Below are 13,755 nucleotides of genomic sequence, written 5' to 3'. Positions count from 1 at the left end.
GACGGACGCCGTCCGTAGCCACCACCGAATGCGTACTCGCCAGCGACGGAGGGCACAGTGCGTTCATCGATACCGACACGGAAGTGAGTCGAACTGCACGTTCGTCCGCGAGCGTCCGTGGCTACTCGCGGTGCTATCGGACGACGGTGACCGGAACGGGTGATCGGCGCACGACGGTCTCGGTGGTGCTCCCGAGGAGCTTCTGCTTGAGGCCTTCTCGGCCTCGGGTGGTCATGACGACCAGGTCGACGCCGAGTTCCTCCGCACACGTGACGATGGCGTCGGGGACCGCCCCGGGGAACGTCACGGTCTCGAGTTCGACGCCGTGGTCGTCGGCCACGGCCTGTGCCTCCTCGAAGCGCTGTGTCACCTCTCGTTGCCACTCGCGATCTTCGTCGTCGACCCCGCTCGACTGGCCGCCGGTCATCGACGCGTAGACGTCGGTACTCGCCGACTCGTGGACGTGGAGACAGGTTACGTCGGCGGTCGGGTAGGCGCGACAGGCGTGGCTAACGGCCGACAAGGCGTCCTCGGTGCCGTCGATCGGAACGAGTACGCGGTAACCGGATCCGTCGGTACCACCAGTCGTCTCCGCGGTAGCCTCGGTCATCTCGGGGGTTTCTTTCTCGGAGTGGGGAACGATCAGGATCGGGTACGTGCTCTCTCTCGTTAACCGATTCGCGTGATTGCCGGAGAGAAGCTTGATCCAGCGACCCCCTGGGCGGGGTGTGAATGCGATCGCGGTCACGTCGAAGGCCGCCCCAGCGGCGAGGATTTCGTCGATGACGTCCGGCCCGTATCGCAGTTCCGTCTCTACGTCGTAGCCGGCATCGCCGAATTGCTCGCGAGCGATCGCGAAAATCTCCTCCGCTTGCTCCTGTCTGGCCTCTCTGGGCGCTTTGTCGGGCCCGCCCTCGGTCTTCTCGATGACGTGCACGACGACGACCTCCCCCGACGACTCGAGGTAGGGAACGACGGCCTCGCACGTCGTTTTCGCGTCATCCGCCTCGGCGATCGGGACGAGCACGCGTTCGAAGAGCGGTGTCGTCACGGAGTGACACCTCGAGCGTCGGTTTCGACGAACGCCTGAACGGTCTCGTCACTGACGCCGCCGTTCGAGAACACCGTCACGATGTCGTCCGGTTGAATTGTGGTGTCGCCATGGGGTGTCAGCAGTTCGTCGTCACGCGTGATGGCGACGATGAGCGGATTGTCCTCGAGGTGGCCGTCGTTCGCAGCGTCTGAGATGGTCGCTCCAGCGATCGGTGCATCCGGACGAACCGTAATCTCGACTACTTCGGAGTCCCCCGAGAGGCTGATGAAATCGGTCGGAAGCGACTGTCGGCTCCCATCGGGACCGAACGGCTCGTACGGTCGGACCTTGTCGTTCTCGACGAGCATCTCGTCTTCGATCTCGACGCCGAGTTCCGAGAGCGTCGTTCCGATCCGGCGCAAGTCGTCGGTATCCTCTCCGACGGCGAGGACGTGAAAGTTCCGCCGCCCGCCCATGAGAATTCGAACGTTGACGACGCCCGGAATTTCGTCTGCAGCGCGCGCAGCCGTCTTTCGGTCCGCAAACGGCACGCTGCACATGAACAGCGTCGACAGGCGCCCGTCGGTCGCCTCGAAGTCGATGTGCGCGTGATAGCCGTCGATGACGCCGTGTTCCTCGAGATCCTCGATCCGGTTTCGGACCGTTCCCGGGGAAACGTCGATCTCCTCGGCGATCGCCGGCGACGAGTTCCCTCGAGCGTCGGTCATCAACTCGTAGATGACCCGCCGGTCGACCTCGTCCAGTTGGTACCCAGAATTGGTTGCACGATTACGCATTGCTCTCACACGTTGTTCGAAGCCGGGTAGAAGTATATAGCTATCTCCTGCAAAACGGTGATACTGGGCATTAACTTCTCCGAACCCGAAACATAACACGAATGTTATAGATGGGTTGGAACGTCCGAGAGTCGCACCGCTGACTCGCTCTCGTCGTCGCCAACTCCGTGGTGGGTGCCAGACGTTTCGTAGCCGCGCTGACGACCGACCGCGCAGGCACGTTCGACTCCCTCTCGTCTCGCCGTTACGATCCCGTGTACTCGGTGCCGATGACCTCTCGCATTCGCTCGGCCGTGACCGAGCCGACGCCGTCTGCATCCTGTAACTCGTCTTCGCTCGCGATCATCACGGCTTCGACGGTGCCGAACTCCTCGAGGAGCGAGCGGGCCGTGACGGGGCCGATTTCGGCGATCGAGGAGACGACGTACTCCTGTTGTTCGGCGACCGTTTTGGCCCCCTTCTCGCCGTGGACCGAAACCTCGCGGTCGGAGGTTTGCTGTTCGCGACCGGCGAGCACCGCGAGCAGTTCGGTGGATTCGCCTTCGCTCTCGGTCCGCAACACGCTCGCGCCGAAGTCGACGGCCAGACTCGAGAGCGCGCCCCGAATCGCGTTCGGGTGAATATCCCGCTGTTCGTACAACCCCTCACCCTCGACGAGGACGATCGGTCGCGAGTAGTGTCTGGCCATCGCGCCCACCTGTTCGAAAATGGATCGCTCGCCCCCGACCAGGGAGTCGACGAAGTCGGCCACCGATTTTCGCTCGACGACGACGCGATCCGAACAGACGTAGTCGCCCACCTCGAGCGTCTCGAGGCGCACCTCCACGTCCTCGCGCCTCGAGAGGTCGCGGGCGATGTTGGCGTCCATCTCGCGCTGGTCGGCGACGATTTCGATCTGCTCTCCCTCGGCGTGTGGTTCGTGAGTTTCGACGGCGTCAGCGTCCGCCTCCGAATCGCCGCCTTCGCTCTCTGTCTCGTCCGCAGCGTCGGTCACGTCGTCCGAAAAGTCTTGCAATCCTGGTGCTGTCGAACCCCCTTCATTTCCACTGGAAGACCCGCCGCCTGCGTCGGGGTCGTATCCGTCACCGTCGTCGCTGCCGGCGGTTTCGCCGCCGAAGTCCGACAGCGCCTGCTGGGAGTCGTCGAGTTCCTCGGCGAGGGTGTCGGCCATTCCCTTGAGTTCGCGGAGTTCGGACTCCATCTCCTTCTCGCGACGGCGTGAGATCCAGAAGTACGCCTCGTCGCGGGTGTCTTCGGCCATCAAGACGACGACTCGTCCCTCGGACTGGCGGCCCGTTCGTCCCTTGCGCTGGATGGAGCGAATGGCCGTCGGAACCGGCTCGTAGAACAGGACGAGGTCGACTTCCGGCACGTCCAGTCCCTCCTCGGCGACGGAGGTCGAGACGAGCACCTCGAACTCCCCGCCCCGGAACTGGTCCAACACCCTCTGTTGTTGCTTTTGGGTCATGCCGTCCGATCCCTCGCGGTCGCCCTGTCCGACGAATCGCTTCGCGTCGAAACTGTCCGAGAGGAAGTCGGTGAGGGCTTCCGCCGTATCTCGAGATTCGGTGAAGACGATGACGCGCTCGCCGCCCTCGAGGCCGAGCGTCTCGGCGAGCAACATCCTGGTCTTGCGGTACTTGGGGTGCAGTTCGTCGTAACTCTCAGCCTGTCGCATGGCTTCACGAACGCGCGGATCCGAAACCATCCGCTGGCTCGCTTTCGAGGCCCCCGACGAGCGCGCCTGATTGCGCTGGCGGTCGAAGTACCGCCGGACGGCCTCGACGCTCTGGGTTTCGACGAGCGTGACGGCCTGGCGGAGCTTCATCACCTCGGCGTGGACGGACATCCCTTTGAACCCCTCCGACTGGTCGTTGTTGATCAGCTTCTGGAGCTCCGCGCGCATTCGGTTGAGGTCCTTCTGGGACTGATCAGGTTGGGTCGAGGAGGCGACGCCGAGTTCCTTGAGTTTCTCGAGGCGGTCCGTGATCACCTCGTTCAACGCGTCGCGAATCTCGAGGACGTCCTCGGGGAGGTCGATGCGCTCCCACTCGACGTCGGTGTCGTGGGTAAATTCGGAGACGTCGGCGTCCTCCTCGGTCATCACCTCGACCTCGCTGATGCCGAGGTTCTCACAGACCTCGAGGATGGCCTCCTCGTCGCCGCCGGGCGAGGCCGACATGCCCGTCACGAGGGGCTGATTCGCGTCGACGTGGTAGCGTTCTGCGATGTAATTGTAGGCGTAGTCGCCGGTCGCGCGATGGCACTCGTCGAAGGTGATGTGAGTCACGTCGGCAAGCGAGATACGGCTGCCGACGAGGTCGTTTTCGATGACCTGCGGGGTGGCCATGACGATCGTCGCTTCTTCCCACGTCGCCGACCGGTCGTCCGGGCTGACGTCGCCCGTGAAGACGACGATTTCTTCGTCGGGAATCTGAAGAGCCTCTCGGTAAAAGTCCGCGTGTTGCTGGACGAGCGGTTTCGTCGGCGCGAGCATGAGCGACTTCCCGCCGACCTCCTCGAGCCTGCGAGCCGTCACGAGCAGGCTCACCGTCGTCTTCCCGAGTCCCGTCGGGAGACAGACGAGCGTGTGGCCGTTCGCGGCCGTCCCCGCGAGTTTCAACTGGTAGAGTCGCCGCTCGAGAAACTCGGGCTCGAGGAGGGGGTGCTCGATTGAGGGTGGCTCTGCACCCTCGTCCGTTGTCGCCATTGCCGGTGATTCATCCTCGCGGTGAATAAGGGTTCTCGTACCGGGGTGAAAGTGGACGTGCTCTCGACAGGTTGTCCTCCGAGACGAATCGCGTCGGCGAGTAGTATGTCGCGGGATTTACATCGGCGAGTCAACTTCCGCCGGCTCGTTGTCGCCACAGCCGTGGCGGTGGAACTCGTCGAACTCTTGCTCTCGGTCGCCCGGTTCGGTGATCGTGTCGTGGGTGATCTCCTCCTCGACGACGTACATCGAGATGCGTACGAGTTCCTCGTCGTGCTCCTCGCTCCAGCGTTCGCAGATCTCCTCGCCGAACTCGACGGGCACGTCGTTCTGGTTGCCGCCATTGCGAACGCTGTTCATGTAGAAGCGTTCTCGATAGCTGCCGTATTGGTTCTGTAACTCGCCGTCGTACGGCCTGTCGTAGGTCAGCTCCCGCTCGTTGTAGGCGTCGACCACCTCCCCGCTCTCGGTTTCGGCGGGGAAAACGTAGTAGCGATCCGTCGTTCTGGGGTCGGGCCCGGCGAAGACGGCCCAGCCGACGGGCTGATCGACGCCGAATCTCGAGGCGGTGGACTCGATCTGTTTTACCCCCGCCGTTTCGTACAGCGTCTCGTCGACGGTTCCCTCGACTCGTTCGTCCATCGACTGATCCGCTTCGGTGTCGGCTATCGCAGTGCCGACGTTGAACGCCATGACGACGGCGACGAACAGGAGCGAGACGACGACGATGCCGAGTGCGAGACTGTAGGTAAGTCTGCGTGCACGCCGAATCCGCTCGGAGGTCAGCCGATAGTCCGGGACGGTTGCCGCGAGAGCCGAGAGCCGCGTCACCGACCCGGCGACGCGACTCGAGTCGACGTTCACATACCCGCCGAGGCGGTTCAGGTCCGTCCAGAACGCCCCCTGTAAGAAGAGCACGAGCCCCGCGAGCGGGACGTAGGGGAACGCGCCGATACGAACCGTAAGGGCAAACGAGAGGTGGCCGATCGCGAACAGGGCGACGAGCGGGTACCGCGCTCTGGCCGGCAGGACGATGAGTAGCCACGACAACAGGAGGATGGTGAACCAGACGCGCCCGCCGAGCTCGAGTAGAATCGGTCCCTGTCGGATCGTATTCCCGAGGAAGAACGTCATCTCGTCGATGCCGAGCACGAGCGGGGCCGCGTCGCCGCTGGTCCAGACCTCCGACTGGGACTTGATGAGACCGTTCGTGAGGTACATGTAGACCATCTGAGCCAGGATCAAGACGGTGGCGGCGTTGGCGACGTGCGCCCGTCGCTCGCGGTCGGCGTGGACGGCGTCGACCGACCAGCGCTCGCCAAGCGGGAGGAAGATGGCCCAGAACAATAGGAGCCGAAAGAGCGTGTCGGCGTAGCTCAAGACGAACGGGTTGTGGTGGTCGAGCGAGATGACGAACAGAAACGAGAGGATCGTCGCGATTCGCGTCTTGTAGCCGACAATCAACTGCAGGGCGATCAGCCCTTGCAGGACGAACAATCCAGCGATGACGGTTGGATCCGACGTCAGATGGTAGAACGAGAACGCGCCGTCGGCGCTCAACTCCTGTGCGAGTGCCTGCGGGACGACGCCGTCGTCCGTGTAGAACCGCGAGAAATTCCTCGAGCGAGCCAGCAAGTCGGCGACGATCAGGACGCCGACGAAGATTCGAAAGACGGCCAGTGATCGCGTGTCGATGCGAATCCGTCGACGCAGGTACGTCCGAAGCCGGCGTCCCGACTGAGAGAGGGCGTCGCGAGAAGCGGGACTCATCTGGGAATGTGATTCTAATCGAACACAATAGGTGTTTCTATCGGGACACTCGCCTCGAGGACTCGGTCGCCCGCGCCGACGGATTTGGCAGCAACGTTGCTGTTGAGAGGCGTACCACTATCGGGACGTCGGTCGTGTTCGCGGTATGGTCGCAGACTTCGCCAGCGTCAAACGCCGACTTCCGGACCGGGACCCGCTGCTTCAGGCCGTCGGCTTCGTCATCCTCGTCAACCTGATCGGCAGCCTCCCCGGCGTCCTCTCTACGAGCGATACGGCCTGGTTTCAGCAACTCGAGAAGCCGTGGTTCTACCCGCCCGGAATCACGTTCTCGGTCGCCTGGACGGTCATCTTCACGCTCCTCGGGATCGCGCTGTGGCTCGTCTGGCGCAGCGACTCGTCCGGACGGCGACTCGCGCTCGGCCTGTTCGCCGTCCAGATGGTGGTCAACGTCACGTGGACGCCCGCGTTCTTCTCGCTCGAGGCGCCCCTGGCCGCCCTCGGCATCATCGTCGTCCTCTGGGTGCTAGTCGCGGGGACGCTCGCCGCGTTCGCTCGCGTCGACCGACGCGCCGGAGCGTTGCTCGTACCGTACATCGCGTGGGTGACGTTCGCCGCCGTGCTCAACTTCGAAATTTGGCGACTCAACGCGTGAGCGAGGCTGGAACCTCCCTTCCGACGCGTGGGCTCCCTCGAGGACGCATCTCCCCTCCGCCGCTTTTCACCCGCTCGCTTCGTTCGGCAACAACGGAATGAGAGCGATCGCCACGACGGCGAATCCGGCCAGCACGATGTAGCCCTCGTCGAAGTAGCCGTTGTCCGCGAGGATGCCGAACAACGCTGGACTCGCGGCCCCGATGGTCATGTAGAACGTCCGTAACAGGCCGAGTCCCGTCCCTTTCATGTCCGCGGGGAACGCTGCGGTCATGTACGGCAGCGTGATCGTCCCGTAGCCGAGGATGCTCGAGAGGAAGATCGTGCCGACGACGACGGGCCAAAAGCCCTCGAGAAACGGCAGCGCGACGAGCGAGACCGTGATAACGCTTAGGACGACGGGCAGGGATCGACGGATACCGAAGCTATCGTACAGTCGCCCCGTCAGGGGTTGCACGACGATGCCGAGCGCGAAGAACGCGCTGAACAGCCCCGTCGCCATCGCTTCCGAGAAGCCCTTCATCTCGATCAGGTACGTCGGATAGAGGCCCGTAAAGCCCTGCCAGATGCAGTAGGTGAGGATCTGGATCACCGTGACGACGATGATGGCCGGGCGGCGAAGCTCCGCCACGACGTAGCGCGCGGCCTCGAGCGAGAGGCTGTCGACGGCGCTCGTCGCACTCGAAGTTCGGGCGGGGACGACGAACCAGAGGAGGACGGCGACGAGCGCGAAGACGGGGACTGCGAGGCCGAAGCCGTACTGCCAGGCGAGCGTGGCCGCGATTCCCCCGGCGACGAGCGGGAGGACGGCGTTGCCGACCTCGCCGGCGGCCATCGTGATGCCGATCGCCGTCCCGTCGTTGTTCGGAAATACCGCCGAGAGGATCGTGAAGCGGGCGACGCCGTAGAGCGCCGTGCCGAACCCGAAACACGCCGTCGCGAAGAAGACCCACGGTGCCGAGCCGGCGACGGCCACGACGCCGAGCATCACGGCCGAGATCGCCGTGCTGAGGACGAGGACGTTTCCCTCTCCGAGTCGGTCCGAGAGAATGCCACCCGGGAGCTGTCCGAGCGCGTAGGCGAGCCAGAGAACGGTCAGCAGAAAGCCAGCCGTCGTCAGGTCGAGACCCAGCCCGGACTGGAGGTACGGCAACAACACCGGGTAGGCGAGTCTGACGCCGATCGAGAGACACCACCCGAGCGCGACGGCGAAGAGGATCTGTCCGCGCCCGTCGGCGAGGACGTTCCGCACGTGCTGCCCGTCGAATCCGAGTACCTGAGCCACTGTCTGTGCCTTGGTCGGGCGGTCCCCAAGATCACACCGTTCAGCGACGGTGTTGCCGATACCGCTCGTGTCGGGAACTCCCGACGCCGTCGTCACCGACCGACGCTGCCGTCAAACTATCAAAAGACTCATACGATACCACTCAGATGACCGACGTATGACCGCGATCGAACTCCGCGGCGTGACCAAACGCTACGAGCGTCTCGGCCCGCTGAGAGGCCGATCGGTCACCGCCCTCCACGACGTCGACCTCACCGTCCGATCGGGTGAGATATTCGGATTTCTGGGGCCCAACGGGGCCGGGAAATCCACCACGATCGATCTTTTGCTCGACTACGCCGCGCCAACCGAGGGAACGGTTCGCGTCCTCGAGCGAGACGTCGCCACCGAGAGCGCGGCAATTCGTCAGCGCGTCGGCGTCCTCCCCGACGGCTACGGAGCCATCGGTGAGCGCACGGGCCGCGAACATCTCGAGTTCGCCATCGACGCCAAAGACGCCGCCGACGACCCGGACGCACTCCTCGAGCGCGTCGGCATGCACACCGTCGGCGACTACCCCGTCGAGGAGTACTCGAAGGGGATGGCCCAACGACTGATGCTCGCCGTCGCACTCGTCGGCGAACCCGATCTCCTCATTTTAGACGAGCCATCGACGGGTCTCGATCCCAACGGGGCGCGAACCATGCGCCGGATCGTCCGCGAGGAGAACGAACGCGGGGCGACCGTCTTCTTCTCGAGTCACATTATGGAACAAGTCGAGGCCGTCTGCGACCGCGTCGCAATTTTGGACGGCGGCGAACTCGTCGCCGTGGATACGATCGATGCGCTGCGTGACTCCGCCGGGGGAACGTCCACCGTGACGATAGAGGTCTCGAGCGTCCCGGATGATACCCTTTCCCGCGTTCGCGCGCTCGAGGGCGTCACGGGAGTCAAAACACCACCGGCGGAGTCAGCCAACGGCTCCAGCGTGGTCGTCGCGTGCACCGACGCCGCGAAAGCCCCCGCCATCGCCGCGGTCCACGAGTCGGGGGCTGACGTGCGAAACGTGACGACCGACGAGACGTCGCTCGAGGAACTCTTCGAGAACTACACGCGGGGTGTCGCCCAATGAGCCTCGGCCGCTCGCTCGCGTTGTACGTTCGGGAGGACGTACTCGACACCGTTCGCGAGCGCCAGTTTCACATGCTCGCCGTCGTGTACGTCGGTCTCGCTATCCTGTTGACGTACTCCGCCGCCAACCAGCACCCTGCGGGGTCGGACAACGTTCCCGAGATGCTCCAACAGTTGCTCTCACTGTTTACGATGTTGACGCCGCTGCTCGCGCTCGCGTTCTTCGCCACTGCACTGGTCGAGAAACGGACGAACGGGGCGCTCAAGATCGTACTCGGGCTTCCGTTTACCCGACGAACGGTCGTCGTCGGAACCTTCCTCGGGCGTAGCCTCGTCGTCTGTGGGACTATCGTCGCGTCCATCCTCGCTGCACTCCCCGTCGCCGTCCTGCGAGGCGTCGAGTTCGATCTCGGGCACGTCGCCACCGCGACGATCATGCTCTCGCTGCTCGCCGTGACGTTCACTGCCATCGCCGTCGCCATCTCGGCCGTCGTCCGCACGACGACTCGAGCGACGATTTGGGCGTTCGGGGTCTTCGTGCTCTTTTTCTTCGGGCTCTGGGGGTCGCTCCCACTGGCGCTGTTGTACGTTCGTCACGGCTTCTCGTTTCCGGAGACGACGCCGGAGTGGGTCGACATCGTCGCCGCCGTGAATCCGGTGGCGGCGTACACGTACTTCTTCGAGGCGGTCCTGCCCGACTATCAGGCCGGCACGCTCGTCCAGCCCTCGCCCGACCCGGCGTTCTACGAGGAGCCGACGTTCGCCCTGGCCGTTCTCGTCGCCTGGATCGTCGGACCGATCGCGTTCGCCTGCTGGCGGTTCCGCGCAACGGACCTCTAAAACGTCGCTCGAGCCATCGCGATTCGTTCTTTCGTCGAAGTTGCTCACCGGAACAATCGACGGCTAGTTAGGCCGGCACAAATTCGACGACCAGCCAGGCCAGAACCCCCGCGTAGATCGGAATCGTCAGGTTGTCGTCGACGATGTAGTCGCCGATTCTGAGCTTGACGCCGTCGGCGATCGTCGCTCCCAGCGCCGCCGCGACGACTGCGAGCGGGAGTTCGTAGAGGAAGGGAGTCGCGATGATCGCGCTGACGACGAACATCGTGACGAGCACCTTCGGCCCCTTGACGAATTTGAGACTGTCGTCCGAGACGGCCCCGCTGATCGGATCGCCGAGCGCGAGCATCAACATCGCGGGGAGAGCGATCTGGGGGTCGAAGAGCAACACGGCGACCGTCATACTGACCATGTAGTAGCCGTAGCCCGCGAACTGGTCCTGTTCGTACTCGCGCGTGAGTTTGTCGTAGATCGTCCAGTCCAATCCGACCTGCAGCCGGAGGAACTCGAGTCCGATCGTCCCGAGCGCGAGGACGACCATCAGCGCCTGAAACCGTGGCCACGTCAGCCCGAGGTCGGCGTAGTTCGCGAGGAGGTAGAGTGCGACGAGTCCCGCGCCACTCGAGTGGACGAGCCGTCGTTTCAGTTCGTCGGCCATCAGGCCAATCCTCGAAGGTCGGTACCTTCAGTCCGTCGGTTACGTCGTCTGGAACGAGAGACGGTGCTTCGTGGTGTACACCACCCGCTGTCTGCAGGAGGTGGGGCCGGACGCGTTCAGGTGTCCGGCGGCTCGACGACGACGGAGCCGTCGTTCGAGACGGTTACGTGACACCCCTCGTACGTGAACTTCGCCTCGATGGAGTGGTTTCGCGGTGATGCAAGGAGCGTGGAGAGGGCCTCCGGATCGACGCTATCGTAAAGCGGCGTCATCGAAACGAGCCGACAGTCGATGACGGTCGCAACGGTTTCGACGATCGCCAGTGTGACTGTCTCCGTCCCGCCGTCGAAGTGTGCGTGAAACGTCTCTGTCGTTGGATCGTAGCCCACGCTGTCGTCGCTGACCGACGGCGTCTCCGTGCGTACTGTTTCGTCGTTCATTAGTCTCGAGTACGGGTGCAACGTCCTAAGAGGAGACGTTGACTAGTCAGTGTGCGTCCGCGCCGGATTTTTCGAAGAGGTGACGGAAGACGATCTGCTGCGCTTTACGGAGGTGCTGGTTGAACGTCTGTCGCGTCACGCCGAATCGATCCGCGAGTTCGTCGCCCGTGCTGGCCCGGGGCGAATCGAAGTAGCCGCCGAAGTACGCGGTGTCGAGCACGGCGAGTTGTCGCTCGGTGAGCGCGTCGGCGACGACGTCGTACAGCAGGTGCGGCGAGTAGACGAGGTCTTCCGACACCAATTCGACGTTCGAGTGAAATTCCCGGATTCCGTCGGCTGCCTGGCGGGGGTCGACGTCCCCCGGTAACTCCCCGAGGAACCTGACCTCGTGGGGAGCGATAACGATCGTTCGAGCGCGGCCGCCGAGCGAGGTGAACACCTGCGAGACCGTCGACGATTCGGCGTGCGCTTCGACTCGATTGTAGCCCTCGATCGAACTGAGCAGGCGGGCGTCGAGGTAGTGGGGAACCTCTTCAACCGCGGTGACGAGATCGCTTGCCGGAAGGTCGGCGGTTCCCATGTACTGGACCGTCGTTCCATCGGGTAGGGGGACGACCGAGTCGATATCGAGGTGCGTCTCGCTGTCTTCGACGCGGAGGCTCGGCGGGACCGCCGACTCGTCGGCGCGAAACTCGAGGTGGCGAACGTGGTCGCTGGTCAGGCGCTTTTCGCGGCGTTTCAACGCCGTCACGTCCTCGAAGGCGACGACGACGTACTCGATCGCCCCCGTGTCGTCGTAGACGGGGGCCGTGTTGCTCGAGAGCCACCGCTCGGAGCCGTCGGAGAGTTCGATCCAGTGTTCGAACCCGAACTCCGGGTCACCGGTTTCGAACACGCGAGTGACGGGATTCTCCGATACCGGAACGGGATTTCCGTCGTCGTAGTAGATACTCCAGATGCTCGAATCGTACTCCCGACTGGTGAGCTCCTCGCGCGCGAGCCCGAGAATTTCGGCCGCGCGTCGGTTCGCGTAGACCATTTCACCCGCCGAATCGACGACGATGGTGCCGACCGGATTGACGTCGAACGCTCGCCGAGCAAGATCGTCCGGCGGCACCCACTCGAGTCCCTCCGTTCGGTATTCGTCCGCTACCTCGAGGTCGCCATCCTCAGTTGGTGAGTCGGTCACCGCTCCACCACCCTACGCGAACGCCGTCGGTCGGCCCGTCGATTGAACCGTCCGCCAGCGGGTATACACCCAACTCGTCTGTGCGTCGGATCGACCGTCCCCTCTGTGGGTCGGTGACACCCCATAGCACAGGTACGGTCTCAGCGGATATGTGTGTTCCACAGGTCACCCATTGTGACGGAATCCGTCACGATCACGTTGGTCGGCTACTCTGTCGGGAAGATTCCCTCCGGAAGGTACGCGGAGACGACCCAGTTCGGGGCGTTGACCGCTTCGCTCACTTTCAGGTCGACGGCGGCCGAACACAGCATGTACGCCTCCGTTCGGCCGAGTCCACGTTCGGCCTGCATATGGTCGATCTGCTGGCGAATCGCCGTTCTGGCGGCCGCCATCAGATCGTCGCCGACGCCGGTCGTCCCGTACATCGGCTCGTCTCGGCCGGTCGGCGTGAACGGACCCGTCGTCTCGAACCGGGGCTGTTCGATCGACGACTCCGAGCGGACGTCGAAGCGACACGTCACCGTCATCGGCGCCTCGATGCCGGTTCCACAGACCTCGCCGTCTCCCTGTGTCGCGTGACAGTCGCCGATCGAGAACAGCGCGTCCTCGACCGCGACGGGGAGGGACAGCGTCGACCCCGCCGTGAGGTGCTTGATGTCCAGGTTCCCGCCGACGGACCGCGGCGGGAAGGTGCTGTGTGCGCCGTCCTCGGCCGGTTCGACGCCGATCACGCCGGGGAACGGGTCGATCGGAACCTCGATTCCGTCGACGAACCTGGCAATGCCGTCCTCGAACTCCCAGACGTGGAGCGCCGGCTCCGGAAACTCGTCGGCGAGGAGGCCGAGTTCGAGTTCCCCGGGGAGAACCAGCGTCTGTCCCCAGCCGTGGTGTTCGAGTTCGACCAGTTCGACCTCGAGTACGTCTCCCGGACGGGCGCCTTCGATCGCGATTGGTCCCGTCAGCGGGTGGATCGGCCCGACGTCCAGCGTCGCGATGTCCGCGGCCGTCGAGCCGGGACCGAGCTGTCCGTTCGTCGCGTCCCGACACTCGAACCGGACGACGTCGCCCGGCTCGACCGTCGCCACCGGCTCGAGATCGTTATCCCAGCTACTGTGAACGGCGTCGTCGTCCGCACTCACCTGATAGTCCGCTGTGCCACTCTCGTCTGACATTCGAATACAGTATGTGCGCCAGTAAAATAAAGGCCACTGCGCTAAGGGGACCGCGACGATCGGTCTTCGATACTGCCGCGGAATAGCTCCGGAACCGCTT

At 64.0% G+C, this 13,755-nt stretch carries 12 protein-coding genes; 3 read left to right on the top strand and 9 right to left on the bottom strand.

The genetic code is table 11. The annotated features are described in order from the left end of the window. Window positions 1–133: 133 nt before the first annotated feature. The 4 genes from BB347_RS13785 to BB347_RS13770 form a co-directional block, all read right to left on the bottom strand. Window positions 134–1,051: a universal stress protein gene (locus BB347_RS13785; RefSeq protein WP_076583184.1), complete on the bottom strand. Its 918-nt coding sequence runs from the start codon at window positions 1,049–1,051 to the stop codon at window positions 134–136. Continuing rightward, complete coding sequence (locus tag BB347_RS13780; RefSeq protein WP_076583183.1) at window positions 1,048–1,830, bottom strand: Lrp/AsnC family transcriptional regulator; 783 nt, start codon at window positions 1,828–1,830, stop codon at window positions 1,048–1,050. The genes BB347_RS13785 and BB347_RS13780 overlap by 4 nt, the downstream gene beginning before the upstream one ends. Before the next feature lie 244 nt (window positions 1,831–2,074). After that, window positions 2,075–4,540, bottom strand: a complete 2,466-nt coding sequence (locus BB347_RS13775; protein WP_076583181.1) for a DEAD/DEAH box helicase — start codon at window positions 4,538–4,540, stop codon at window positions 2,075–2,077. 117 nt (window positions 4,541–4,657) lie between these two features. Further along, a complete protein-coding gene (locus BB347_RS13770) occupies window positions 4,658–6,310 on the bottom strand; it encodes an HTTM domain-containing protein (protein WP_076583180.1) in 1,653 nt (550 codons plus the stop codon). A 145-nt stretch (window positions 6,311–6,455) separates the two neighbouring features. On the opposite strand from BB347_RS13770, the gene BB347_RS13765 reads away from it, so the two are divergent. Beyond that, window positions 6,456–6,962 (top strand): TspO/MBR family protein, encoded by a 507-nt coding sequence (locus BB347_RS13765; RefSeq protein WP_076583178.1) that lies wholly within the window; start codon window positions 6,456–6,458, stop codon window positions 6,960–6,962. A gap of 66 nt (window positions 6,963–7,028) precedes the next feature. Here the strand turns inward: BB347_RS13765 and BB347_RS13760 are convergent, their stop codons facing one another. Beyond that, entirely contained in the window at window positions 7,029–8,213 is a 1,185-nt protein-coding gene (locus BB347_RS13760; protein ID WP_168170973.1) for an MFS transporter, read from the bottom strand. Between the two features lie 190 nt (window positions 8,214–8,403). On the opposite strand from BB347_RS13760, the gene BB347_RS13755 reads away from it, so the two are divergent. Together BB347_RS13755 and BB347_RS13750 are read left to right on the top strand one after the other, a co-directional pair. Further along, window positions 8,404–9,357 carry an ABC transporter ATP-binding protein gene (locus BB347_RS13755; protein ID WP_076583177.1) on the top strand — a complete coding sequence of 318 codons (954 nt, stop codon included), beginning with the start codon at window positions 8,404–8,406 and terminating at the stop codon, window positions 9,355–9,357. Then, the gene (locus BB347_RS13750) at window positions 9,354–10,196 is read left to right on the top strand and encodes an ABC transporter permease (RefSeq protein ID WP_076583175.1); all 843 of its coding nucleotides are present in this window, start codon (window positions 9,354–9,356) and stop codon (window positions 10,194–10,196) included. The genes BB347_RS13755 and BB347_RS13750 overlap by 4 nt, the downstream gene beginning before the upstream one ends. Window positions 10,197–10,263: 67 nt before the next feature. On the opposite strand, the gene BB347_RS13745 is transcribed toward BB347_RS13750, so the two are convergent. From BB347_RS13745 to BB347_RS13730, 4 genes are all read right to left on the bottom strand, one after another. Next, complete coding sequence (locus BB347_RS13745) at window positions 10,264–10,854, bottom strand: diacylglycerol/polyprenol kinase family protein (RefSeq protein ID WP_076583174.1); 591 nt, start codon at window positions 10,852–10,854, stop codon at window positions 10,264–10,266. 116 nt (window positions 10,855–10,970) lie between these two features. Then, a complete protein-coding gene (locus tag BB347_RS13740; RefSeq protein WP_076583172.1) occupies window positions 10,971–11,294 on the bottom strand; it encodes a HalOD1 output domain-containing protein in 324 nt (107 codons plus the stop codon). Window positions 11,295–11,340: 46 nt separating this feature from the next. Beyond that, complete coding sequence (locus BB347_RS13735) at window positions 11,341–12,483, bottom strand: bacterio-opsin activator domain-containing protein (protein WP_076583171.1); 1,143 nt, start codon at window positions 12,481–12,483, stop codon at window positions 11,341–11,343. Between the two features lie 206 nt (window positions 12,484–12,689). Continuing rightward, window positions 12,690–13,655 (bottom strand): acetamidase/formamidase family protein, encoded by a 966-nt coding sequence (locus BB347_RS13730; protein ID WP_076583169.1) that lies wholly within the window; start codon window positions 13,653–13,655, stop codon window positions 12,690–12,692. Window positions 13,656–13,755: the final 100 nt, after the last annotated feature.

The sequence above is a fragment of the Natronorubrum daqingense genome (genome assembly GCF_001971705.1).
GTDB classification, from domain to species: Archaea; Halobacteriota; Halobacteria; order Halobacteriales; family Natrialbaceae; genus Natronorubrum; species Natronorubrum daqingense.
The sequence above is the reverse complement of the archived record's forward strand: the minus strand, read 5'-3'. Positions and strand labels throughout refer to the sequence as shown.